The sequence below is a fragment of the Pseudaquabacterium terrae genome, assembly GCF_013266755.1.
Classification (GTDB): Bacteria; Pseudomonadota; Gammaproteobacteria; order Burkholderiales; family Burkholderiaceae_C; genus Pseudaquabacterium; species Pseudaquabacterium terrae.
This window is the reverse complement of sequence record NZ_JABRWJ010000002.1, coordinates 412,198-433,991: the sequence shown is the minus strand read 5'-3', so window position 1 is coordinate 433,991 and position 21,794 is coordinate 412,198. Positions and strand designations below refer to the sequence as shown.

Here is a 21,794-nt window from a genome sequence, read left to right as displayed (position 1 = left end):
CGGGTGGGGATCAGGCGATCTTGAAGCGGGCCACCGACTGTTTCAGCTCTTCGGCCGACCGGGACAGCTCGCGCACCATCTGGGCCGTCGAGCGCGTACCCTCGCCGGTCTGCTCGGTCACCGCGAAGATGTGCTGGATGTTGCTGGCGACGATGTTGGCCGACTCGGCTTCGCTCGACGCCTGCGACGAGATCTGTTCGATCAGCTCGGCGAGCTGCCGCGTCACACGGTCGATATCACCGAGCGCCGAACCGGCCGCATCGGACAGCCGCGCCCCTTCGACCACGCCCTGCGTCGAGCGCGCCATGGCGGCCACCGCATCCTGCGTATCGGTCTGAATGGTCTTCACCAGCGCCGAGATCTGGCGCGTCGCGTCGGCCGAGCGTTCGGCCAGCCGCTGCACTTCTTCGGCCACCACCGAGAAGCCGCGCCCCGCTTCACCGGCGGAGGCCGCCTGGATGGCGGCGTTCAGCGCCAGCACGTTCGTCTGCTCGGTAATGTCGGAAATCAGCTCGGTGATTTCGCCGATCTCCTGCGACGATTCGCCGAGCCGCTTGATGCGCTTCGAGGTTTCCTGGATCTGGTCGCGGATCGAGTTCATGCCGCCGATCGAGTTCTGCACCGCGTTGAGGCCGGTTTCGGCCGCTTCCAGCGAGCGCCGCGCGACCTGTGCCGAATGCTGCGCCTGCGCCGACACGTCGTTGATTCGGGCCGCCATCTGCAGCACCGACTCGCCGGTCTCGCGGATCTCGCGCAGCTGCTCGTCGGAGGCGGCGAGCAGCTCGGTCGACGTGGCTTCGACCTGCTGCGTCGTCTCGGTCACGCGGCCCACCGTGCCTTGCACCTGCGACACCAGCGTGCGCAGCTCTTCCACCGTGTAGTTCACCGAGTCGGCGATCGCGCCGGTGATGTCTTCGGTCACCGTCGCCTGCTGTGTCAAATCGCCCTCGGCAACCGCCTGCAGCTCGTTCATCAACCGAAGAATGGCGGCCTGGTTCGCGTCGTTGACGCGCTTGGCTTCCTGCTCCTGGCGCTCGGCCTCCTGGCGCTGCGCTTCAGCCTGCAGCGTCTGCTGGGCCTTGCCCTGCACGTACAGACGCAGGAAGCCCCAGCCGCCGACCATCAGCAAGGCGACGCCGATCAGCATGCCCAGGAAGTGCAGCGCGGTGAAGCCGCCTTCCTTGGCCAGGCGCTCCTGCACCGCTTCGAGGCCCTTGCGCAGCGGCTCGCTGTCCTGCACCACGGCGACCTGCGCTTCGCGCGCTGTCACCAGGCCCTGCAGGTTGCCGAGGATCGCGCTGGCCTGCGTGCGGGTGTCTTCGTACTGCTTGATCAGCAGCTGCAGGCGTTCCTTGGTCTGCGGGTCCTTGGTGCCGGGCAGCCGCAGCTCGGGATTGCCATTCGACAGCCCCTCGGCGATCTCGCGGAAGGAGTTCAAGTCCTTGCCGAGCAGGAACACCGCCTCGGGACTGACCCCTTCCATCGTCAGGAACTCATTCGCGCTCTTGCCGATGCGCTGCGTCAGCATCACCAGCTGGCCGACCGCCGACAGCTCGGCCGCCGAGGCGTTCTGCTGCAGCTTCAGCGACGACACCGTCTCGGCCGTCTCGAGCAGGTCGGACGACTGGCGGTTGATTGCGCGCAGCGCCTCACCCACCTGCGTCAGCGTCTTCTGCTGGCTCAACACGTGGTTGGCGCTTTTCTCTGCGCGGTCGACCAGCGGCAGCAGCGGGTCGACCGACTCCTGCACGACGCCGGGCACCGGCGGCAGGTCGGCATCGCCGTTCTTCAGCGCCCGCAGGTTCTTGGCCAGCACGGTGGCCGATTCCTTCACTTCCGGGAAGGCCTGCGCACTGCCGATCATCGCCTGCGAGACCGCCTTCGCGAGCCGCTGCGACTGCATCAGCGCCTGGCCGGTGGCACCCACCTGCGCCGCGTTCTGGTTCGCGCTGCGCAGCGCCCAGCCGACCGACAGCGCCAGGATCACGGCGCCGGCGATGATCGAGCCGACCAGGATGCGCTGCTGCTCGGCCGGCGTGCGGTTGCCGATCAGCGGCAGCGCCACCGCGCCGGCCCCGGCCGCCGCGACGCCGGCGGCGTGCAGCCGCGACTCGCCGAATTCGGGCGCCAGCTCGGACGGCGTGGCCTCCGAGATGATCGACGAGTCACCGACCGTCGGCAGCGCGTTCATGTCGAGCGTGACATGGCCTTGCGCGCCGGACATCGTCGAAGGATTGACTTCTTCGCCCTCCGCGTCGGCCTGCAGCTCATCGAAATCACCGGGCGCGTGGTCCGCCTTGCCCCGGCCCATGCCCTTGAGTTTGTCCAGCAAGCCCATGACGCTTCCTCTTCGTTCTTGCCGCGAGGCCGATCGATCCTGAATCGGCTTTCAGCGGCGTGCCGGCTTGGAATCAGCCGGCGATGCCCAGAAACTGCTGTTGCCCCGCCAGCTCGGCGAGACCGATTTCCTGCCACACCTTGCCGCCGGCATCGGCCCAGCGGGCCGATGCAAACGCGGGACGCTCGCTCGCGTCACCGTCCTCGCGGCGCATGTCGGCGGCGTGCCGCAGACCTTCGAGCCGGTCGACCATCAGCGCGCAATTCATGCCCAGCGAGGCATTCAGCGCCACCAGCCGCGTCTGCTCGCGCGCCGGCCCTTCGGGCGGCGCATCGCGCAAGCCCAGGAAGCCGGCCAGGTCGACCACGGCATAGAGCCCGCCGCGCAGGTTCGCGACGCCGACCATCCAGCGCTGCGTGTGCGGCACCGGCAGCACGTGGCTGACGTCGAAGATCTCGCCGGCCTGGCGCAGCGGAAACAACATGCCCTGCCCCGCACAATCGACCGCCAGCCAGGACACGCCGGGCTGCTCGGTGCGCACGGCTTGCATGCGCTCGGCCAGGCGGGCTTGCAGTTCGCGCAGGGCTTCCTTGTTGGCCATGGGCTGAAGGCGGCGGTCAGTCGAACTGCTTGATCTTGGCGATCAGCTCGTCCGCCACCACCGGCTTGACCACATAGTCTTTCGCGCCCTGGCGCATGCCCCAGACCCGATCGGTCTCTTGGTTCTTGCTGGTGCACATGATCACCGGCACGTCCGTGAAACGCGGATCGCGGGTGATCGTGCGGGTCAGCTGGAAGCCGTTCTGCCCCGGCATCACCACGTCCATCAGGATCAGGTCGGGCTTCTCCTCGGCCAGGCGGCGCATCGCTTCTTCACCGCTCTCGGCGGTGCGCACGGTGTAACCGCGCTTGGTCAGCAGCTCCGACAGGAAGTGAAGCTCGGTCTTCGAATCGTCGACCAGCAGGATCTTTTGTACGGGCATGTCAGCACTCCCCCCGCGTCAGCCACGCGGCGCGGGCCCTCATGATTGTGAATGATGCGCAGACGCCGCCGCAGCGCGGCCGAACTGCTGCACCGCGCGCAGCAGCTGCTCCTTCGTGAAGGGCTTGGTCAGGTAGTCTTCGGACCCGACCATGCGCCCGCGCGCCTTGTCGAACAACCCATCCTTGGACGACAGCATGATCACCGGCACGTGCGCGAAACGCGGATTGCGCTTGATGATCGCGCAGGTCTGGTAGCCGTCGAGACGGGGCATCAGGATGTCGCAGAAGATCAGTTGCGGATCGTGGTCATTGACCTTGGCCAGCGCGTCGAAGCCGTCCTCGGCCAGCACGACCTCGTGCCCGCCCTGGCGCAGGAAGATCTCGGCCGAACGGCGGATCGTGTTGCTGTCGTCGATGACCAGCACCCGGGTCCCCATCGGCGCGAGCTCAGGAACTGGAATCTCCACCTCGGTCTCCTCGCTTCCAAACGGAGGTGATGCTCACTGGTTATCGGCAGCGCCGCTCAGATCTGCACCATCTCGAAATCCTCCTTGCGCGCACCGCATTCGGGACAGGTCCAGTTCATCGGGACCGCGTTCCAGGTGGTGCCAGGAGGGATGCCGTGTTCGGGATCGCCGGCTGCTTCGTCGTATATCCAGCCGCAGATGAGGCACATCCAGGTGCGCGATTCGGTCACGGTGAAGGGGTGGGGTCACTACAATGAAGCGGGCATTGTAGCCACGGGGGTTCGCCAAAAGACAAGGGCTCGTAGGCACATGCACCACATTCTTCAATTCATTCTCGAGGTCGGTGTGAAGCCTGCACGCCCGACCCCGGGGAATCACTGACAAGCACTCCATGAACCCAGAAGCGCCCGCCGGCGACTCCCCCACCGAAGCCCCGCAAGACGCGCCGGCACCGGCTTGCGTGATGTGCTTCAACGCCGCCGACGCCTCGGGCGCCGGCGGCCTGGCGTGCGATGTGGCGACGCTGGCGGCGATGGGCGCGCATGCGCTGCCGATCACCACCAGCGTGCTGATGCGCGATTCGGCCGAGATCTTCGACCAGCATGCGCTCGACCCCGACGTGCTCGTCGAGCAGGCCCGCACGGTGCTCGAAGACATCACCGTCTCGGGCTGGAAGGTCGGCTTCCTGGGCAGTGCCGAAGGTGTCAGTGCGGTGGCCGAGATCCTGTCGGACTATCCCGAGATCCCGGCGGTCGCCTACCTGCCGAACCTCGGCTGGCTCGAGGACGATGTGGCGCAACCCTATCTCGAAGCCTTCCGCGAGCTGATCCTGCCGGCCACCGAAGTGCTGGTCGGCAACCACAAGACGCTGACCGACTTCTTGCTGCCCGACTGGGACAACGAGCGCCCGGCCTCCGCGCGCGAGCTGGCGGTGGCCGCCGGCGAACGCGGCACGCGCTACGTGCTGGTGACCGGCATCATGCTCGCCGCCAAGGGCACCGAGCAGTACATCGACAACGTGCTCGCGTCGCCGCAAGGCGCGCTGACCGGCGAGAAGTTCGAGATGTTCGAGACCAGCTTCGTCGGCGCCGGCGACACCTTGTCGGCCGCGCTGGCCGCGCTGCTGGCCGCCGGCAGCGAGCTGCAGGCCGCCGTCGGCGAGGCGCTGGCCTTCATGGACCAGAGCCTCGATGCCGGCTTCCGCCCGGGCATGGGTGGCGTGCTGCCGGATCGGTTCTTCTGGGCGCTGCCGCCGGCCGAGGAAGGTGCCGAAGAAGGCGCCGAGGCCGAAGCGCCGGCCGCCGAAACGCCGGAGCCGAAGGGCAAGGGAGCGCAGCGCCGTGTCCACTGATCGGCTGACCAACGAACAACTGTTCGAACGCGCGCAGCGCGTGATCCCCGGTGGCGTCAACTCCCCGGTGCGCGCCTTTCGCGCCGTCGGCGGCACGCCGCGCTTCATCACGCGCGCCGCAGGCGCGTTCATGTGGGACGCCGAGGACAAGCGCTACATCGACTACATCGGCTCCTGGGGCCCGATGATCCTCGGCCATGGCCACCCGGCCGTGCTCGAAGCGGTGCAGCGCGCGGTGACCGAAGGCCTGAGCTTCGGGGCGCCGACCGAGCGCGAGATTCAGCTCGCCGAGACCATCGTCGACCTCGTGCCGGGCATCGAACAGGTGCGCCTGGTCAGCTCGGGTACCGAAGCGGCGATGAGCGCGATCCGCCTCGCGCGCGGCGCGACCGGGCGCTCCAAGCTGATCAAGTTCGAAGGCTGCTACCACGGCCATGCCGATGCGCTGCTGGTCAAGGCCGGTTCGGGCCTGGCCACCTTCGGCCATCCGACCTCCGCCGGCGTGCCGCCGGAGGTCGTGCAGCACACGCTGGTGCTCGAGTACAACAACATCGAGCAGCTCGAAGCGGCCTTCGCGCAGCACGGCGCGGCGCTGGCCTGCGTGATGATCGAGCCGATCGCCGGCAACATGAACTTCGTGCGCGCCGCGATGCCGTTCATGAAACGCCTGCGCGAGCTGTGCACGCAGCACGGCGCGCTGCTGGTGTTCGACGAGGTGATGACCGGCTTCCGCGTCGCGCTCGGCGGCGCGCAAAGCGTGTACGCCGCGGCGATCCCCGGCTTCGCACCGGACATCAGCGTCTTCGGCAAGGTCATCGGCGGCGGCATGCCGCTGGCCGCCTTCGGCACCAGCAAGGCCATCATGCAGCACCTGGCACCGCTCGGCGCCGTCTACCAGGCCGGCACGCTGTCTGGCAATCCGGTGGCCACCGCCTGCGGCCTGGCGACGCTGACGGAAATCGCCAAGCCCGGCTTCTTCGCCGCGCTCGCCGCGCGCACGCGCAGCCTGGTCGACGGCCTGCAGCAAGCCGCCCGCGCCGCCGACGTGCCGCTGGCCGTCGACAGCGAAGGCGGCATGTTCGGCTTCTTCTTCGCAGCCGAGCTGCCGCAGCACTACAACGCGGTGATGGCCACCGACAAGGCGCGCTTCAACCGCTTCTTCCACGCGATGCTCGACCGCGGTGTCTACCTGGCGCCAGCGCTGTATGAAGCCGGCTTCGTCAGCGCCGCACACACCGCCGACGACATCGCCGCGACGATCGCCGCTGCCCGCGAAGCCTTCGCCGCATGATCGAGCCGGTGCAGGTGTTGGGGCAGCCGGCGATGCGGCTGCGCGGCAGCGATGGTGCGCAAGCCACGGTGCTGCTGCACGGCGGGCAGATCGTGTCGTGGATCCCGGCCGGCGACATCGAGCGGCTGTACCTGTCGCCGCAGGCCGTGGCCGGCCCGGGCCAAGCCGTTCGCGGTGGCATCCCGGTGATCTTTCCGCAGTTCGAGCGGCGCGGCACGCTGCCGCGTCATGGCTTCGCCCGCACGATGGCCTGGCAATGGGTCGAGGGTCATCAGCGCGCCGGCGCGGTGACCGGCGTGCTGCGCCTGACGGACGACGAGACCACCCGCGCGCTCTGGCCCCACCGTTTCGAGGCCGAGCTGAGCCTGAGCCTGTCCGGCCTGCGCCTGGACGTCGAGCTGGCGGTCGACAACACAGGTGACGCGCCGTTCAGCTTCACCGCCGCGCTGCACACCTACCTGCGCTGCGACGATGTGCTGCGCGCGCGGCTGTCGGGTCTCTACGGCACGCGTTACGTCGACAGCCTGACCGGCCAGGAGCAACGCCAGGAGATCGACCCGCAGGGCTTCGTGGGTGAGATCGACCGCATCTACTTCGACGCTCGAGAGCCCCTGTCGCTGTCCACCGCGTTCGGCCGCATGCGCATCGAGCAGGAAGGCTTCGACGACGTCGTGGTCTGGAACCCGGGGCCGCAGAAGGCAGCGGCGCTCGCCGACCTATCCGACGACGGCTGGCTCGAGATGCTGTGCGTCGAAGCGGCCTGCATCGGCCGCCCGGTGAAACTTGCGCCCGGCAGCGAATGGGTCGGCCGCCAGGCCTTCGAAGCCTAGTCAGGCCGGGGAGGACCGCAGGCCGTAGGTCTTGCCGCCGAGCCACAGGTACTCGACGCGCAGGATCGCCTCGCCCTGCTCGTTCGGAAACGTGAAGCCCAGCACCTCGAGCTTGTCGCCGACCTTGATCTCGGGCACGGCCCAGGCCTGCATGCGCGTCAGCGGCGCGAACTCGATTTCCCAGCGCCGGTCCTTGCGCTTGGGCACGCTGGCGGCCCTCAACAGCTGCGGGCCGTCGACGGGCGCCGACTGCGCAGGCACCACGCGCTGGGCCAGATCGGCCGGCAGTTTCAAGTCCGCCGCCAGTTCGAGGTCGATCTCGACGTGCGGATTGCGCCAGGCCACCTTCGCGGCCTGGCCGGCCAGGTAGATCGGCTTCGACTGGTCGAAGCTGCTCCAGCCGTGGTGTGCGAAGGCTCGCGAAGCCGCGAGGGACGCGGCGGTGGCGATCAGCAGTGAACGACGTTGCATGTGAGGTCTCCCGTGCAGTCAGCGATAGGCGATCCAGCGACCGAGCATGATGACCACGATCCAAAGCCCCAGCGACAGTGCAGTCTGCAGCTTGGCGATGCGGTCGAGCCGTTGCAGGCCATGGCGGGCATGGAACACCGCCGCATTCGCACCGCCCAGCATCACGAGGCCCATCTTGATGACGAACACGCGGTTGGCGAGCAGCTCCTGCGGCTGGCCGGCGAACATCGTCAGCCCGCTCGCCGCGACGAGCCCGAAGCCCGCCAGCGCGATCAGCAGCGCCAGCCGCGCCAGCGGCTCGATCGGCAGCGCACCGCCGATGCCCCAGACGCGCACCTCCAGCAGCACCAGGTTGCCCACCAGCAGCGCGATGCCGACGATGTGCAGCACCTCGAGCATCGGATAGACCCACGGGTGCGACACGATCCAAGCCATGCCTCGAATTGTCGCCTCCTAGAATTTGCGCCCTATGCACATCCACATCCTCGGCATCTGCGGCACCTTCATGGGTGGCCTGGCGGCGATCGCACGCGAAGCGGGCCACCGGGTCACCGGCTGCGATGCCAACGTCTACCCGCCGATGAGCGAGCAGCTGCGCGCGCTCGGCATCGACCTGCTCGAGGGCTACACGCCGGACCAGCTGGCGTTGAAGCCCGACCTGTTCGTGATCGGCAACGTCGGCACGCGCGGCAACCCGCTGATCGAAGCCATCCTCGACGCCGGTGCGCGCTACACCAGCGGTCCGCAGTGGCTGGCCGACGAGGTGCTCGCCGGGCGCCATGTGCTGGCGGTCGCCGGCACGCACGGCAAGACCACTACGACGGCGATGCTCGCCTGGATCCTCGAGGCGGCCGGCCTGCAGCCGGGCTTCCTGGTCGGCGGCGTGCCGCAGAACTTCGGCGTCTCGGCGCGGCTGGGTTCCGACGAAGCCCGCGCAGGCACAGGCCGCTACTTCGTCATCGAGGCCGACGAGTACGACACCGCGTTCTTCGACAAGCGCAGCAAGTTCGTGCACTACCGGCCGCGCACCGCGATCCTCAACAACCTCGAGTACGACCACGCCGACATCTTCCCGGACCTGGGCGCGATCGAGACGCAGTTCCATCACCTGGTGCGCACGGTGCCGGCGAGCGGCCGGCTGGTGGTCAACGTGCGCGACGAGGCGCTGGCCCGCGTGCTGGCACGCGGCTGCTGGAGCGAGGTGCAGCGCTTCGGTGCGCGCAAGGAGGAGCCCGGCGCCTTGCGCGCGCGCGGCGAGCCGCATGCCTTCGACGTGCTGCGCGGGAGTCTCAAGATCGGCCGCGTCGAATGGCCGTTGCTCGGCGAGCACAACCAGCTCAACGCGCTGGCGGCGATCGGCGCGGCCGAGCATGCCGGCGTGGCGCCCGACGTTGCCGCCGCGGCCTTGAGCCGCTTCGAGAACGTGCGCCGGCGCATGGAGCTGCGCGGTGAAGCGCGCGGCATCAAGGTCTACGACGACTTCGCCCACCACCCGACGGCGATGCGCACGACGCTCGACGGCCTGCGGCGCAAGGTCGGCGGGGCGCGCATCCTCGTCGCCTTCGAGCCGCGCAGCAACACGATGAAGCTGGGGGCGATGAAGGCGCAGCTGCCGTGGGCGCTGGAAGAAGCCGACCTGAGCTTCTGCCTGCAAGGCGACTACGGCTGGGATGCCGGCGAGGCGCTCGCGCCGCTGGGCCAGCAGGCGCTGGTGGCGGACTCGGTCGACAAGCTCGTCACGGCGATCACCCGCGCCGCGAAGCCCGGCGATCACGTGCTGGTGATGAGCAACGGCGGCTTCGGCGGCATCCACGCGAAGCTGCTGGCGGCGCTGGCACTTTGATGAACCATCTGCTGTACCTGCACGGCTTCCGCTCGTCGCCGTCGTCGTTCAAGGCGCGTCTGCTGCACGCGTGGCTGCAGCGGCATCGGCGGGACGTGCAGTGGCACTGCCCGCAATTGCCGCCCTCGCCGGCGGCGGCCTGGGCACTGATCCGCGAAGCGGTCGCCGGGTGGCCGGTCGAGCACAGCGCGGTGATCGGCAGCTCACTCGGCGGCTTCTACGCCACCGTGCTGGCCGAGGCCGTCGGCTGCCGGGCGCTGCTGCTGAATCCCGCCATCGATCCGGCGCGTGACCTCGCCGCATACATCGGCGAGCAGACGCAATTCCACCAGCCCGAGGAACACTTCCTGTTCCGCGCCGAATACGTCGACGAGCTGCGCGCGCTGACGCCCGCCGCGATCACCCGGCCGGAACGCTACGCGGCGCTGATCGCCAAAGGCGACGAGGTGCTCGACTGGCGCGAGATGTGCGCCCGCTACCCCGGCGCGGCGATCCGCCTGCTCGACGGCAGCGACCACGCGTTGTCGGATTTCGAGCAGCACCTGCCGTGGCTGCTCGAACGACTGGAGCTCTCATGACCGCTCGTGCCTGGGTCGCCGAGGCGCTGCGCCGCATCGAAGCCGATGCCCGCCGCTCGGCCGACACGCACCTGGTGCCGCTCACCCTGCCCGAGGCGCCGGGCGTCGACGTCTACCTGAAGGACGAGTCGACGCACCCGTCGGGCAGCCTGAAGCACCGGCTCGCGCGCTCGCTGTTCCTCTACGGCCTGTGCAACGGCCACATCGGCCCGCAGACGACGATCGTCGAGGCCTCGTCGGGCTCGACGGCGATCAGCGAGGCGTACTTCGCGCGCCTGCTCGGCCTGCCCTTCGTCGCCGTGGTGCCGCAGAACACCGCGCGCCGCAAGCTCGAGGAGATCGCCTTCTTCGGCGGCCAGTGCCTGGAAGTCGAAGCGCCGCAGGTCTACGCCGCGGCCGAGGCGCTGGCACGCGAGAGACGCGGCCATTACATGGACCAGTTCACCAACGCCGAGCGGGCGACCGACTGGCGCGGCAACAACAACATCGCCGAGAGCATCTTCGCGCAGCTGCGCGAGGAGCTGCATCCGCTGCCGCGCTGGATCGTCGTCGGCGCCGGCACCGGCGGCACCTCGGCCACCATCGGCCGCTACATCCGCTACCGCCGCGATGCGCTGGCGACCACCGAGCTGGCAGTCGTCGACCCCGAGCGCTCGGTCTTCTTCGACGCCTTTGCGCAGGGCCGCGACGACTTGGCGCACGGGCAGCGCGGGCGCATCGAAGGCATCGGCCGGCCGCGCGTCGAGCCCTCGTTCCTGCCGTCGGTGATCGACCGCATGCTGCGCGTGCCCGATGCGGCCAGTTTTGCCGCGGCGCTCGACCTGTCGGCGCGGCTCGGCCGCCGCGTCGGGCCCTCGACCGGCACCAACTTCGCCGGCGTGCTGCACCTGGCGCGCGAGATGGCCGCGCGGGGCGAGCGCGGCAGCATCGTCACGCTGATCTGCGATGCCGGCGAGCGGTATGCCGACACCGCCTTCGATGCCGGCTGGCGCGCGGCCAATGGACTCGACGGCCCGGGCGACGCCGGCATCGAATCGGCGCACCACGCCGCGATGGGACAATCCGCCGAGTGAGCTACGCCCTGTTCGATGATGCCGGCAAGTTTCTCGCCGGCCGCGTGATGTCCGATACCGATGCCTCGATGCAGATCGAGCTCGACTCCGGCAAGCGCGTCAAAGTGAAATCCACCAATGTGCTGCTGCGCTTCGACAAGCCGCAGCCGGCGGAGTTGATGAGTCGCGCGCAGGCGCTGGCCGGCGACATCGACCTCGACCTGGCGTGGGAATTCGCGCCCGAGGGCGAGTTCGGCTTCGACGACCTGGCGCGCGACTATTTCGATGCCAAGGCCGGCCCGGAGCAGCAGGCCGCGGCGCTGTTTCGCCTGTTCGAAGCGCCGCATTACTTCCGCCGCGCCGGCAAGGGCCGCTTCAAGAAGGCGCCCGAGGAGATCGTCAAGGCCGCGCTGCTGGCGCTCGAGCGCAAGAAGCAGCTTGCCGCGCAGATCGACGGCTGGGCCGACGAGCTGATCGGCGGCCGCTGCCCGGCGCCGGTGCAGGAGCAGCTCTACCGCATCCTGTTCAAGCCCGACAAGAACGGGCCCGAGTACAAGGCAGTCGTCGAGGCCGCTCGCCGCGCGCAGCGCGCGCCGCTGGAGCTGCTGAAGTCCGCCGGCGCGATCAGCTCGCCCTACCAGTTCCACTGGCGCCGCTTCCTGTTCGAGCAGTTCCCGAAGGGCACCGGCTTCCCGGCACTGGCCGCGCCGGCCATCAAGGACGACCTGCCGCGCGCCGACGTGCAGGCCTTCTCGATCGACGATTCGCAAACCACCGAGATCGACGATGCGCTGTCGGTGCGTGGCCTCGGCTCCGGCACCGTCACCTTCGGCGTGCACATCGCGGCACCGGGCCTGGCGATCACGCCCGACTCGCCGCTCGACAAGCTCGCCCGCGAGCGGCTGTCGACGGTCTACATGCCGGGCTGGAAGCTGACGATGCTGCCCGACGAGGTCGTGCAGGCCTACACGCTGATCGAGGGGCGCGACTGTCCTGCCGTCAGCGTGTATTTCAGCTACGACGAAGCCACGCTCGAACTGCGCGGCAACGAGACGCGCATCGAGCGCGTGCCGATCGCCGCGAACCTGCGCCATGACCAGCTCGATGCGGTGATCACCGAAGCGGCGCTGCAAGGCGAGGCACCGGCCGACTACGCATTTGCGCCGGAGCTCGCCTTCGCCTTCCGCCTCGCCCGCCACCTGAAGGCGCAGCGCGAGGTGGTGCGCGGCAAGCCGGAGAACTTCAACCGCCCGGACTACAACTACCGGCTCAGCGGGTCGCAGGGCGAGCCGAGCGGCGACGAAACGGTGCAGATCACCGAGCGCCGCCGCGGCGCGCCGCTGGACCTGATCGTCTCCGAGGCGATGATCCTCGCCAACAGCCACTGGGGCGGCCTGCTCGCCGATTGCGGCGTGCCCGGCATCTACCGCAGCCAGGCCAGCCTGGCGCCCGGCATCAAGGTGCGCATGGGCATCAAGCCGGCGCCACACGCCGGCATGGGCGTGGCGCAGTACACCTGGGCCACCTCGCCGCTGCGGCGTTACGTCGACCTCGTCAACCAGTGGCAGATCGTCGCCGCCGCGCGCCATGGCCGCACCGCCGCACTGGCCGCGCCGTTCAAGCCCAAGGACGCGACGCTGTTCTCGGTGATCTCGTCCTTCGATGCCGCCTACAGCGCGTACAACGACTTCCAGCACGGCATCGAGCGCTACTGGGCGCTGCGCTGGCTGGAGCAGAACGCGGTGGCTGAGCTCGACGCCGCGGCGCTGAAGGACGGGCTGGTGCGCGCCGACACGCTGCCGCTGGTCTTCAAGGCGCTCGGCTGCGACGCGCTGCCGCGCGGCACGCATGTGCGTGTGCGCATCACCGGCATCGACCTGCTGACGCTCGACGTGCATGCGACGCTGGTGACGCGCCTCGACGCGCCGCTGCCGGTGGCCGGAGAAGCCGAGGAAGACGTCGACGAGGAAGCCGAAGCCGCGGCGCCGCTGGCCCTGGCGATCGATGTCGCCGACGCCGGATCCGTTGGCGAGCCGGTCGCCCCGGCCGCCGACAGCGCTTCCTGACCAGGCCCGGCGGCGATGAAGCTGCGGCTGCTGCACTTGTCGACGCTGCAGGTCGCGCTGCTGTTCTCGGTCGCCGTGCATGCCGGGCTGCTGACGCTGCGTTTCGTCGATCCGGAGCAATTCGAGCGCGTCTTCCGCGACACGCCGCTCGACGTCGTGCTGGTCAACGCGCGCTCGGACGACCTGCCGGCCAAGGCCGCGGCGATCGCGCAGGCGTCGCTCGCCGGCGGCGGCGACGCCGCGCAGGGTCGGGCGACCTCGCCGCTGCCGGCGACCGCGCAGGTCGAGATCGGCGATGCCAGCGAAGACGCGCGCCGCCGCGTCGACACGCTGCAGGAGCAGCAGCAGCAGTTGCTGGCCCAGGTGCGGCGCGAGGTCGCGATGCTGCCACCGCCCGATCCGCAGCGCGAGTCCGGCACGCCGAAGGACCGCGACCAGGACGAGCGCCGGCGCCAGCTGCTGAAGCTGCTGGCCGAGATCGAGAAGCGCATCAACGACGAGAACGCGCGGCCGAAGAAGCGCTACATCAGCCCGGCGACGCGCGAAGAGGTCTACGCGCTGTACTACGACCAGCTGCGCCGCCGCATCGAGGAGCGCGGCACGCGCGACTTCCCCGAGTACCGCGGCAAGAAGCTCTACGGCGAGCTGACGATGAACGTCACCGTCGACGCGCGCGGCCGGGTGATCGAGGCCGAGGTGGTGCTCGGATCGGGCAACCGCGTGCTCGACAAACGCGCCGTCGCGATCGTGCACGGCGCAGCACCGTATGGCCCGTTCAGCAAGCCGATGCGCCAGCAGGCCGACCAGATCGTCGTCACCTCGCGCTTTCGCTTCACCCGTGAAGACGGGCTCGAAACCAGCCTGAGCGCGTCACCCTGAGCACGTCATCCGAGATGCCCACGCCTGTCGATCGTTATGCCGTGCTCGGCCACCCGGTGGCCCACAGCCAATCGCCCTTCATTCACGCCGAGTTCGCGCGCCAGACCGGCCAGCCGATCGCCTACGGGCGCATCGAATGCCCGCCCGGCGAATTCGAGGCCACGGTGCGCGCCTTCATCGCCAGTGCCGACCCGGCCGCCGGCGTCGGCCCGGCGCGCGGCTGCAACATCACCGTGCCCTTCAAGTTCGAGGCGCCGGCACTGGCGCGCCATCTGTCCGCGCGCGCAGCGCTGGCGCAAGCGGCCAACGTTCTGCGCTTCGATGCCGACGGCTGGTTCGCCGACAACAGCGACGGCATCGGCCTGGTGCGCGACATCGAGCACGGCGCAGGTATCGCGCTCGCCGGCCAGCGCGTGCTGCTGGTCGGCGCCGGCGGCGCGGCGGCGGGCGTGCTGGGCCCGTTGATCGAAGCCGGGCCGGCGCTGGTCGTCGTCGCCAACCGCACCGCCGAGCGCGCCGTGGTGCTGGTCGAACGCCACCGCGCGCTCGCCGAGCAGCGCGGCGTCGGGCTCGAAGCGCGCGGCCTGGCCGACTGCGGCGAGCACTACGGCGTGCTGCTCAACAGCAGCGCCAGCAGCCTGGCCGGCGCCGCGGTGCCGGTCACGGCGCAGACGCTGGCCCCGGGCGCGCTGGCGCTGGACATGATGTACGGCCCGGCCGCCGCGCCCTTCCTGGCCTGGGCCACCGCCCATGACGCGCGCGGGCGCGACGGCCTGGGCATGCTGGTCGAGCAGGCGGCCGAGGCCTTCTGGCTGTGGCGTGGCGTGCGGCCGCAGACGGCGCCGGTGCTCGCGGCGCTGGCGGCGCGCCTGGCGGCGACATGCAGCTGAAGTCGCCGGCCCTGCGGGCGCTGCTGCGGCCGCTCGCGCTGCTGCTGCTGTGCGCCGTCGCACTGCAGCTGTACTTCGTGCTGCGCATCGCGTTGATGACGCTGATCGCCCCGCAATCGACGACCTTCCAGCGCAGCGAAGTGTGGCGCCTGCTGGTCGAGAAGCAGCGCATCGAGTGGAGCCAGCAATGGGTCGACGACGAGCGCCTGTCGGCGAACCTGAAGCGCGCGGTGATCGCCAGCGAGGACGCCGGCTTCGCCGAGCACAGCGGCATCGAGTGGGATGCGATCGAGAAGGCCTGGGACAAGAATGTCCGCAACGAAACGCGCGCGCAGCGCATCGCCGCGGCGGCGCCGCAATCGAAGGCCGCGCGGCGGCCGCCGAAGGTGATCGGCGGCTCGACGATCAGCCAGCAGCTGGCGAAGAACCTGTTCCTGTCCGGCGAGCGCACGCTCGCACGCAAGACGCAGGAGCTGGTGCTGACCTTCGCGCTCGAAACGCTGCTGACGAAGCGCCGCATCCTCGAGATCTATCTGAACAGCGTCGAGTGGGGCGAGGGCCTGTTCGGCGCCCACGCCGCGGCGCGCCACTACTTCCGCACCGATCCCAGCCGGCTCGACACCTATGCCGCGGCGCGCCTGGCGGTGATGCTGCCGGCGCCGAAACGCTTCGAGAAGAACCCCGGCTCGGGTTATGTGCAAGGCCGCGCGGCGACCATCGTGGCGCGCATGCCGGCAGTCGAATTGCCGTAGTCTGCCCGTCGGCCAGCCAGCACTTCCTACAATTCAACACATGGCTGCCCCGATGACCGCCGAGATCGCCGCTTCCGCCGCCCGCCTGGTGGTCGAGGAAGGCATGGAGTACGGCGCCGCGAAGCGCAAGGCCGCCCGCGCGCTCGGCCAGAACCGGCCCACGCTCCTGCCGAGCAACGAAGCCGTGGAAGACGAAGTGCGTGCCCACCTGGCGCTGTTCTGCGCCGACACCCAGCCGGCCGAGCTGCGCGCGCTGCGCGAGCTGGCGCTGGGCTGGATGGAGCGCCTGGCCGAATTCCGGCCGCACGTGGCCGGCGCCGTCTGGCGCGGCACCGCGACACGGCTGTCGGCGGTTCAGCTCGAGTTGTACTGCGACGACGCCAAGTCGGCGGAGATCGCGCTGATCAATCGCGGCATCGACTACGACAGCGCAACGCGGCCCGACGGCCATGGCGGCGAAGCGACGGTGTTGATCGTTACCGTGCGCTCGCAAGCGCTGGCCGACCACGTGACGCTGCACCTGACGGTGCTCGATCACGACGCGCTGCGCGGCGCTCTGAAGCCGGATGCGCAGGGCCGCAGCTGGCGCGGCGATACCGAAGCGCTGCGCCGCCGCCTTACCGAGGGCGCGACATGACCCGGCGCCGCCAGATCCTGACCGGCGCCGTCGCCGGGGCCGCCGCGCTCGGCGGCGCGGGCTTCGCGTGGTGGCACCGCCAGGCCGATGCCGGCGATCCGCTGGCGGCGATGTGGCTGATGCGCTTCGAGCGCCCCGAAGGGGGCGAGCTGGCGATGGCCTCGCTGCGCGGCAAGCCGCTGTTGATCAACTTCTGGGCCACATGGTGCGCGCCCTGCCTGCGCGAAATGCCCGAGATCGATCGCTTCTACCGCGACTTCTCGAAGCGGCAAGGCCAGGTCATCGGCGTCGCGATCGACGGTCCGAAACCGGTGCGCGAGTTCCTCGGCCGCGTCAAGATCGGCTTCCCGATCGGCCTCGGCGGCCTCGACGGGACCGACCTGGTGCATCAGCTCGGCAACCTGCAGGGCGCCTTGCCGTTCACCGTGATGATCAGCCCCAAGGGCACCATTGCGCAGCGCAAGATGGGCGAGACCAGCTACGACGAGCTGCAGTCGTGGTCGCGTAAGCTCTGACGCGATTCAGCCTCTTTGTCGGACAACGAGCCGGCAAAATCCGTCAAAAGATTCGAAGTGTGCGGATAAGGCCGTTGCGAAGAATTCATCGCAGGGATTGCCGCGCCGTCGGCACGTTGTGCCACAATCGCGCGCCTTTCGCAGCCGTTGAACGCAGATCCCATTCTGCAGCCGGCAAGAAACCCGAAGAACTGGAGTGCGTCGTATGGACCTGCGCAAGCTGAAGACCTTGATCGACCTGGTCTCCGAGTCGAATATTTCCGAGCTCGAGATCACCGAGGCCGACGGCAAGGTGCGCATCGTCAAGGCCGACGCACGGCCCCAGGTGATGCACTCGGCCGCCCCGATGATGATGCACGCCATGCCGGCGCCGCAGCAGCCGGTCGCCGCCGGCGCCGCCGCTGCACCGGCGGCCCCTGCCGCGCCGGTCGAGACCGGTCACATCGTCAAGTCGCCGATGGTCGGCACCTTCTACCGCGCCTCCAGCCCGGGCGCCAAGCCGTTGGCCGACGTCGGCCAGCAGGTCAAGGAAGGCGAGCCGATCTGCATCATCGAGGCGATGAAGATCATGAACGAGATCGAGACCGACCACGCCGGCACGATCACCAAGGTCCTGGTCGAGAACGGCCAGGCGGTCGAGTTCGGCCAGCCGCTCTTCGTGATCGAGTGACCGGCCGATGTTCAAGAAGATTCTCATTGCCAACCGAGGTGAAATCGCACTTCGGATTCAGCGCGCCTGCCGCGAGATGGGCATCAAGTCGGTCGTCGTCTATTCCGAGGCCGACCGCGAGGCCAAGTACGTCAAGCTCGCCGACGAGGCGGTCTGCATCGGCCCGCCGCCATCGGGCCAGAGCTACCTGAACATGCCGGCGATCATCTCGACCGCCGAGGTCACCGACGCCGAGGCGATCCATCCCGGCTACGGCTTCCTGTCCGAAAACGCCGACTTCGCCGAGCGCGTCGAGAAGAGCGGCTTCACCTTCATCGGCCCGACGCCCGAGTCGATCCGCATCATGGGCGACAAGGTCGCCGCCAAGCAGGCGATGATCAAGTCCGGCGTGCCCTGCGTGCCGGGCTCGGAAGGCGCTCTGCCCGACGATCCGAAGGTGATCGTGCAGACGGCGCGGGCGGTCGGTTATCCGGTGATCATCAAGGCCGCGGGCGGCGGCGGTGGCCGGGGCATGCGCGTCGTGCACACCGAGGCGGCTCTGCTGCACGCGGTGCAGACCACGCGCAGCGAGGCGGGCGCCGCCTTCGGCAACCCGGCCGTGTACATGGAGAAGTTCCTCGAGAACCCGCGCCACATCGAGATCCAGATCCTGGCCGACCAGCACAAGAACGCGGTCTGGCTCGGCGAGCGCGATTGCTCGATGCAGCGCCGCCACCAGAAGATCATCGAGGAAGCGCCGGCGCCGGGCGTGCCGCGCCGCGTCATCGAGAAGATCGGCGAGCGCTGCGCCGCCGCCTGCAAGAAGATCGGCTACCGCGGCGCCGGGACCTTCGAGTTCCTGTTCGAGAACGGCGAGTTCTATTTCATCGAGATGAACACGCGCGTGCAGGTCGAGCACCCGGTGACCGAATGGGTCACCGGCATCGACATCGTGCAGATGCAGATCCGCATCGCCGCCGGCGAGCGGCTGCCGTTCGCCCAGCGCAACATCGAGCTGCGCGGCCACGCGATCGAGTGCCGGGTCAACGCCGAGGACCCCTACAAGTTCACGCCGTCGCCGGGCCGCATCGTGATGTGGCACATGCCGGGCGGCCCGGGCGTGCGCGTCGATTCGCACGCCTACACGAACTACCTCGTGCCGCCGAACTACGACTCGATGATCGGCAAGATCATCGTGCACGGCGACACGCGCGAGCAGGCGCTGGCGCGCATGCGCACCGCCTTGTCGGAGTGCGTCGTCGAGGGCATCCAGACCAACATCCCGCTGCACCGCGAGCTGATGGTCGACGCCAAGTTCATCGAGGGCGGCACCAGCATCCACTACCTCGAAGGCTGGCTCGGCCGCCACAAACGCTGACCGGCACCGGAGCCTGCGATGCACGAGCTGGTCCTGCACGTCCCCGAGGCGCTGGTCGAGACGGTCTCCGAGGCGCTCGCCGACGAGCTCGACGCGTTGTCGGTCTCGGTCGAGGATGCCGATGCCGGCACCGCGGCCGAGCAGGCCTTGTTCGGCGAGCCCGGCCTGCCGGCGCCCCGTCCGGGCTGGGAACATTCGACGCTGACGGCGCTGTTCGAGACCGAAGCCGCCGCCACCGAGGCGGTGACGCTGCTGCTGGCGCAGGACTGGTCGACCGGGCTGAAGGTCGCGGCGCTGCGCGAGGTCGCCGAGCAGGACTGGGTGCGGCTGACGCAATCGCAGTTCGCGCCGGTCGAGATCACGCCGACGTTCTGGATCGTGCCGAGCTGGCATGAAGCGCCGGCGGCCGCAGAACGTGTCATTCGCCTCGACCCGGGACTCGCTTTCGGCACCGGCACGCACCCGACGACGCGCATGTGCCTGCGCTGGATTGCCCGCCACGCCGCGGGCACATCCCCAGGGTGGGCGCGCGTGCTGGACTACGGCTGCGGCTCCGGCATCCTGGCGATCGGCGCCGCGCTGCACGGCGCTCGAGGCGTCGACGCGGTCGACATCGACGACGCGGCGGTCGAGTCGACGCAGGCGAACGCCGCCGCCAACGGCGTCACGTTGAACGCCGGCCGGCCCGAGGCGGCATCCGGCGCGTACCCATTGGTGCTCGCCAACATCCTGGCGACACCGCTGAAGCTGCTCGCGCCGCTGCTGTGCGGGCACGTCGCCGCCGGCGGCGACCTGGTGCTCGCCGGCATCCTGGAACGCCAGGCCGACGAGCTGAAGGCCGCCTACGCCCCGTGGCTAGCGCTCGAAGTGAGCGACAGCGAAGACGGCTGGATCCTGATGACCGCGCGAAAAGACCACGCCAGCGGCGTGGCATGATTCCCGCATGAGCCTGGCGACTCGCTGCACGGAGTGCGGCACGGTGTTCCGTGTCGTCCAGGATCAATTGAAGATCTCCGAAGGCTGGGTGCGCTGCGGCCGCTGCTCGGCGGTGTTCAACGCGCTCGAGAACCTGTGCGAGCTCGACGGCGAACCGGCCGTCGAGCATGCCGCCGCCGAGCAGGCCGATGCCGGCTGGCAGGCGCCGGCCGCATCGCGCGGTCATGCGGAGGACGACTTCTCCAGCACGCTCACCGACAACTCCGCGCCGACCACCAGCTTCCCGGCCACCGGTCCGGTGACCGAGTCGATGCTCGAGGACGACGACCTGCCGGCAGCGATCGTCTCGTTCAGCAGCGAGTCGGCGCCGGACGAGTCGGGGGCGCCACCGCCGCCAGCGGTACCCGCTCCGAGCGTCGAAGCCCCCCGCTTCGTGCGCGCCGCCGACCGCGCGGCGTTGTGGCGCCGCACCCCGGTGCGCGCCGGCCTCGCAACGCTGTCACTGCTGCTGGCGGTCGCATTGCTCGCCCAGTTGGCGCTGGCCGGCCGCGACCTGCTGGCCGCGCACCTGCCGGGCATGCGCCCGCTGCTGGCGGCGGGCTGCGCCGTCACCGGCTGCAGCATCGAGCCGCTGAAGCGCATCGACCGGCTGTCGGTCGACTCCAGCGGCCTGACGCGGCTGGAAAGCGCGGCGCTGTACCGCTTGTCGGTGGTGCTGCACAACCGCGGCGACACCGCGCTGGCGGCACCCGCGGTCGACCTGTCGCTGACCGACGGCAGCGGCAAGCTGGTCGCTCGTAAAGTGCTGCTGGCCGCGGAGCTCGGCCTGCCGCCGGTGATCGATGCCGGCGCCGAGCTGCCGCTGCAGGCCCTGCTGTCGACCGGTGAACGCCGCGTCAGCGGCTACACCGTCGAGCTCTTCTACCCCTGACTTTCGCCAACGAACCTGGCCGTGCCCCGGCCCGCTGCACCATGTCCGTCCTGATCTCCGGCTCGCTGGCCTTCGACACGATCACCAACTTCCCTGGCCGCTTCGCGCAGCAGATCCTGCCCGACCAGGTGCACATCCTGAACGTCTCGTTCCTGGTGCCTACGCTGCGGCGCGAGTTCGGCGGCTGCGCCGGCAACATCGCCTACACGCTGCACAAGCTCGGCGGTGCGCCGCTGGTGATGGCCGCGCTCGGCAACGACGGCGGCGAATACCTCGAGCGCTTCGCCTCGTGGGGCTGCGACACCTCGCTGGTGCTGCGCTCGGCCGACGCCTACACCGCGCAGGCGATCATCATCACCGACCTCGACAACAACCAGATCACCGCCTTCCACCCGGGTGCGATGCAGCAGGCGCATGAAACAGTGGTGCCGCGCGATCGCAGCGACATCCAGCTGGCGATCATCGCGCCGGACGGCCGCGACGCCATGCTCAGCCATGCCGAGCAGCTCGCCACCGCCGGCATCCCGTTCATCTTCGATCCGGGCCAGCAGCTGCCGATGTTCGATGGCGCCGAGCTGCAGCGCTTCGTCACGCTGGCGCGCTGGATCGCCGTCAACGACTACGAGGGCCGCATGCTGTGCGAGCGCATGGGTACCACGCTGGCCGAGCTGTCGCGCCAGCCGCAGATCGCCGGCGTCGTCGTCACGCTCGGCGCCGAGGGCAGCGAGCTGTGGCAGGACGGCGAGCGCCAGCACATTCCCGGTGTGCAAGCCGGCGAGATCGTCGACCCGACCGGCTGCGGCGACGCCTTCCGCGGCGCGTTGCTGTTCGGGCTGGCGAAGGGCTGGACGCTGGAGCGCTGCATTCGCCTCGGCAACCGCGTCGGCGCACTGAAGATCAGCCACCGCGGCGGCCAGAACCACCCGGTGCCGGACGCCACCGACGCTTGAGCGCGG

At 69.6% G+C, this 21,794-nt stretch carries 24 protein-coding genes; 17 read left to right on the top strand and 7 right to left on the bottom strand.

The features are described 5' to 3' along the window. Positions 1–10: 10 nt before the first annotated feature. The 5 genes from HLB44_RS07105 to HLB44_RS07085 form a co-directional block, all read right to left on the bottom strand. The gene (locus tag HLB44_RS07105) at positions 11–2,338 is read right to left on the bottom strand and encodes a methyl-accepting chemotaxis protein (RefSeq protein ID WP_173121851.1); all 2,328 of its coding nucleotides are present in this window, start codon (positions 2,336–2,338) and stop codon (positions 11–13) included. A gap of 73 nt (positions 2,339–2,411) precedes the next feature. After that, positions 2,412–2,939: a chemotaxis protein CheW gene (locus HLB44_RS07100; RefSeq protein ID WP_173121850.1), complete on the bottom strand. Its 528-nt coding sequence runs from the start codon at positions 2,937–2,939 to the stop codon at positions 2,412–2,414. A gap of 16 nt (positions 2,940–2,955) precedes the next feature. Beyond that, entirely contained in the window at positions 2,956–3,321 is a 366-nt protein-coding gene (locus HLB44_RS07095) for a response regulator (RefSeq protein WP_173121849.1), read from the bottom strand. 39 nt (positions 3,322–3,360) lie between these two features. Then, positions 3,361–3,759 (bottom strand): response regulator, encoded by a 399-nt coding sequence (locus HLB44_RS07090; RefSeq protein WP_173122249.1) that lies wholly within the window; start codon positions 3,757–3,759, stop codon positions 3,361–3,363. Positions 3,760–3,845: 86 nt separating this feature from the next. Beyond that, positions 3,846–3,998, bottom strand: coding sequence for a rubredoxin (locus HLB44_RS07085; RefSeq protein ID WP_173122248.1), 153 nt, complete (start codon positions 3,996–3,998; stop codon positions 3,846–3,848). 182 nt (positions 3,999–4,180) lie between these two features. Here HLB44_RS07085 and thiD point away from each other — a divergent pair, with 182 nt between their 5' ends. From thiD to HLB44_RS07070, 3 genes are read left to right on the top strand one after another with little or no spacing between them, the layout of a single operon-like run. Further along, complete coding sequence (gene thiD / locus HLB44_RS07080) at positions 4,181–5,140, top strand: bifunctional hydroxymethylpyrimidine kinase/phosphomethylpyrimidine kinase (protein WP_246312110.1); 960 nt, start codon at positions 4,181–4,183, stop codon at positions 5,138–5,140. After that, on the top strand, positions 5,130–6,431 hold the full coding sequence (gene hemL / locus HLB44_RS07075) for a glutamate-1-semialdehyde 2,1-aminomutase (RefSeq protein WP_343051244.1): 1,302 nt from the start codon (positions 5,130–5,132) through the stop codon (positions 6,429–6,431). Before thiD ends, hemL begins: the two co-directional genes overlap by 11 nt. Beyond that, positions 6,428–7,261, top strand: a complete 834-nt coding sequence (locus HLB44_RS07070) for a D-hexose-6-phosphate mutarotase (RefSeq protein WP_173121847.1) — start codon at positions 6,428–6,430, stop codon at positions 7,259–7,261. Before hemL ends, HLB44_RS07070 begins: the two co-directional genes overlap by 4 nt. On the opposite strand, the gene HLB44_RS07065 is transcribed toward HLB44_RS07070, so the two are convergent. Further along, complete coding sequence (locus HLB44_RS07065; RefSeq protein WP_173121846.1) at positions 7,262–7,732, bottom strand: DUF6152 family protein; 471 nt, start codon at positions 7,730–7,732, stop codon at positions 7,262–7,264. Between the two features lie 18 nt (positions 7,733–7,750). Then, a complete protein-coding gene (locus HLB44_RS07060; RefSeq protein WP_173121845.1) occupies positions 7,751–8,167 on the bottom strand; it encodes a hypothetical protein in 417 nt (138 codons plus the stop codon). 34 nt (positions 8,168–8,201) lie between these two features. Between HLB44_RS07060 and mpl the strand changes: the two genes are divergently transcribed. From mpl to HLB44_RS06990, 14 genes are all read left to right on the top strand, one after another. Then, positions 8,202–9,575: a UDP-N-acetylmuramate:L-alanyl-gamma-D-glutamyl-meso-diaminopimelate ligase gene (mpl, locus tag HLB44_RS07055; protein WP_173121844.1), complete on the top strand. Its 1,374-nt coding sequence runs from the start codon at positions 8,202–8,204 to the stop codon at positions 9,573–9,575. Then, positions 9,575–10,153 carry a YqiA/YcfP family alpha/beta fold hydrolase gene (locus HLB44_RS07050; RefSeq protein ID WP_173121843.1) on the top strand — a complete coding sequence of 193 codons (579 nt, stop codon included), beginning with the start codon at positions 9,575–9,577 and terminating at the stop codon, positions 10,151–10,153. Before mpl ends, HLB44_RS07050 begins: the two co-directional genes overlap by 1 nt. Next, positions 10,150–11,226 carry a PLP-dependent cysteine synthase family protein gene (locus HLB44_RS07045; protein ID WP_173121842.1) on the top strand — a complete coding sequence of 359 codons (1,077 nt, stop codon included), beginning with the start codon at positions 10,150–10,152 and terminating at the stop codon, positions 11,224–11,226. The genes HLB44_RS07050 and HLB44_RS07045 overlap by 4 nt, the downstream gene beginning before the upstream one ends. Then, positions 11,223–13,271 carry a ribonuclease catalytic domain-containing protein gene (locus HLB44_RS07040; RefSeq protein WP_425500773.1) on the top strand — a complete coding sequence of 683 codons (2,049 nt, stop codon included), beginning with the start codon at positions 11,223–11,225 and terminating at the stop codon, positions 13,269–13,271. Before HLB44_RS07045 ends, HLB44_RS07040 begins: the two co-directional genes overlap by 4 nt. 15 nt (positions 13,272–13,286) lie before the next feature. Continuing rightward, entirely contained in the window at positions 13,287–14,150 is an 864-nt protein-coding gene (locus HLB44_RS07035; protein ID WP_173121841.1) for an energy transducer TonB, read from the top strand. 14 nt (positions 14,151–14,164) lie between these two features. Further along, positions 14,165–15,040: a shikimate dehydrogenase gene (gene aroE / locus HLB44_RS07030; protein WP_173121840.1), complete on the top strand. Its 876-nt coding sequence runs from the start codon at positions 14,165–14,167 to the stop codon at positions 15,038–15,040. Next, on the top strand, positions 15,031–15,792 hold the full coding sequence (gene mtgA, locus HLB44_RS07025; RefSeq protein WP_173121839.1) for a monofunctional biosynthetic peptidoglycan transglycosylase: 762 nt from the start codon (positions 15,031–15,033) through the stop codon (positions 15,790–15,792). Before aroE ends, mtgA begins: the two co-directional genes overlap by 10 nt. 40 nt (positions 15,793–15,832) lie before the next feature. Then, positions 15,833–16,429 carry a hypothetical protein gene (locus HLB44_RS07020; RefSeq protein WP_173121838.1) on the top strand — a complete coding sequence of 199 codons (597 nt, stop codon included), beginning with the start codon at positions 15,833–15,835 and terminating at the stop codon, positions 16,427–16,429. Further along, a complete protein-coding gene (locus tag HLB44_RS07015) occupies positions 16,426–16,944 on the top strand; it encodes a TlpA family protein disulfide reductase (protein ID WP_173121837.1) in 519 nt (172 codons plus the stop codon). Before HLB44_RS07020 ends, HLB44_RS07015 begins: the two co-directional genes overlap by 4 nt. Before the next feature lie 205 nt (positions 16,945–17,149). Further along, positions 17,150–17,614 (top strand): acetyl-CoA carboxylase biotin carboxyl carrier protein, encoded by a 465-nt coding sequence (accB, locus tag HLB44_RS07010; RefSeq protein ID WP_173121836.1) that lies wholly within the window; start codon positions 17,150–17,152, stop codon positions 17,612–17,614. A gap of 7 nt (positions 17,615–17,621) precedes the next feature. Beyond that, complete coding sequence (accC, locus tag HLB44_RS07005; RefSeq protein ID WP_173121835.1) at positions 17,622–18,971, top strand: acetyl-CoA carboxylase biotin carboxylase subunit; 1,350 nt, start codon at positions 17,622–17,624, stop codon at positions 18,969–18,971. A gap of 18 nt (positions 18,972–18,989) precedes the next feature. Next, entirely contained in the window at positions 18,990–19,907 is a 918-nt protein-coding gene (prmA, locus tag HLB44_RS07000; RefSeq protein WP_173121834.1) for a 50S ribosomal protein L11 methyltransferase, read from the top strand. 7 nt (positions 19,908–19,914) lie between these two features. Further along, positions 19,915–20,838 (top strand): zinc-ribbon and DUF3426 domain-containing protein, encoded by a 924-nt coding sequence (locus tag HLB44_RS37070; RefSeq protein ID WP_246312109.1) that lies wholly within the window; start codon positions 19,915–19,917, stop codon positions 20,836–20,838. Positions 20,839–20,879: 41 nt separating this feature from the next. Continuing rightward, positions 20,880–21,788 (top strand): carbohydrate kinase family protein, encoded by a 909-nt coding sequence (locus HLB44_RS06990; protein ID WP_173121833.1) that lies wholly within the window; start codon positions 20,880–20,882, stop codon positions 21,786–21,788. Positions 21,789–21,794: the final 6 nt, after the last annotated feature.

What these genes read in the sequence shown, in the direction of transcription:
- HLB44_RS07105 (WP_173121851.1), bottom strand. Translation starts at nt 2,338, where the DNA reads ATGGGCTTGCTGGACAAACTCAAGGGCATGGGCCGGGGCAAGGCGGAC.
- HLB44_RS07100 (WP_173121850.1), bottom strand. Translation starts at nt 2,939, where the DNA reads ATGGCCAACAAGGAAGCCCTGCGCGAACTGCAAGCCCGCCTGGCCGAG.
- HLB44_RS07095 (WP_173121849.1), bottom strand. Translation starts at nt 3,321, where the DNA reads ATGCCCGTACAAAAGATCCTGCTGGTCGACGATTCGAAGACCGAGCTT.
- HLB44_RS07090 (WP_173122249.1), bottom strand. Translation starts at nt 3,759, where the DNA reads ATGGGGACCCGGGTGCTGGTCATCGACGACAGCAACACGATCCGCCGT.
- HLB44_RS07085 (WP_173122248.1), bottom strand. Translation starts at nt 3,998, where the DNA reads ATGTGCCTCATCTGCGGCTGGATATACGACGAAGCAGCCGGCGATCCC.
- thiD (WP_246312110.1), top strand. Translation starts at nt 4,181, where the DNA reads ATGAACCCAGAAGCGCCCGCCGGCGACTCCCCCACCGAAGCCCCGCAA.
- HLB44_RS07070 (WP_173121847.1), top strand. Translation starts at nt 6,428, where the DNA reads ATGATCGAGCCGGTGCAGGTGTTGGGGCAGCCGGCGATGCGGCTGCGC.
- HLB44_RS07065 (WP_173121846.1), bottom strand. Translation starts at nt 7,732, where the DNA reads ATGCAACGTCGTTCACTGCTGATCGCCACCGCCGCGTCCCTCGCGGCT.
- HLB44_RS07060 (WP_173121845.1), bottom strand. Translation starts at nt 8,167, where the DNA reads ATGGCTTGGATCGTGTCGCACCCGTGGGTCTATCCGATGCTCGAGGTG.
- mpl (WP_173121844.1), top strand. Translation starts at nt 8,202, where the DNA reads ATGCACATCCACATCCTCGGCATCTGCGGCACCTTCATGGGTGGCCTG.
- HLB44_RS07050 (WP_173121843.1), top strand. Translation starts at nt 9,575, where the DNA reads ATGAACCATCTGCTGTACCTGCACGGCTTCCGCTCGTCGCCGTCGTCG.
- HLB44_RS07045 (WP_173121842.1), top strand. Translation starts at nt 10,150, where the DNA reads ATGACCGCTCGTGCCTGGGTCGCCGAGGCGCTGCGCCGCATCGAAGCC.
- HLB44_RS07035 (WP_173121841.1), top strand. Translation starts at nt 13,287, where the DNA reads ATGAAGCTGCGGCTGCTGCACTTGTCGACGCTGCAGGTCGCGCTGCTG.
- aroE (WP_173121840.1), top strand. Translation starts at nt 14,165, where the DNA reads ATGCCCACGCCTGTCGATCGTTATGCCGTGCTCGGCCACCCGGTGGCC.
- mtgA (WP_173121839.1), top strand. Translation starts at nt 15,031, where the DNA reads ATGCAGCTGAAGTCGCCGGCCCTGCGGGCGCTGCTGCGGCCGCTCGCG.
- HLB44_RS07020 (WP_173121838.1), top strand. Translation starts at nt 15,833, where the DNA reads ATGGCTGCCCCGATGACCGCCGAGATCGCCGCTTCCGCCGCCCGCCTG.
- HLB44_RS07015 (WP_173121837.1), top strand. Translation starts at nt 16,426, where the DNA reads ATGACCCGGCGCCGCCAGATCCTGACCGGCGCCGTCGCCGGGGCCGCC.
- accB (WP_173121836.1), top strand. Translation starts at nt 17,150, where the DNA reads ATGGACCTGCGCAAGCTGAAGACCTTGATCGACCTGGTCTCCGAGTCG.
- accC (WP_173121835.1), top strand. Translation starts at nt 17,622, where the DNA reads ATGTTCAAGAAGATTCTCATTGCCAACCGAGGTGAAATCGCACTTCGG.
- prmA (WP_173121834.1), top strand. Translation starts at nt 18,990, where the DNA reads ATGCACGAGCTGGTCCTGCACGTCCCCGAGGCGCTGGTCGAGACGGTC.
- HLB44_RS37070 (WP_246312109.1), top strand. Translation starts at nt 19,915, where the DNA reads ATGAGCCTGGCGACTCGCTGCACGGAGTGCGGCACGGTGTTCCGTGTC.
- HLB44_RS06990 (WP_173121833.1), top strand. Translation starts at nt 20,880, where the DNA reads ATGTCCGTCCTGATCTCCGGCTCGCTGGCCTTCGACACGATCACCAAC.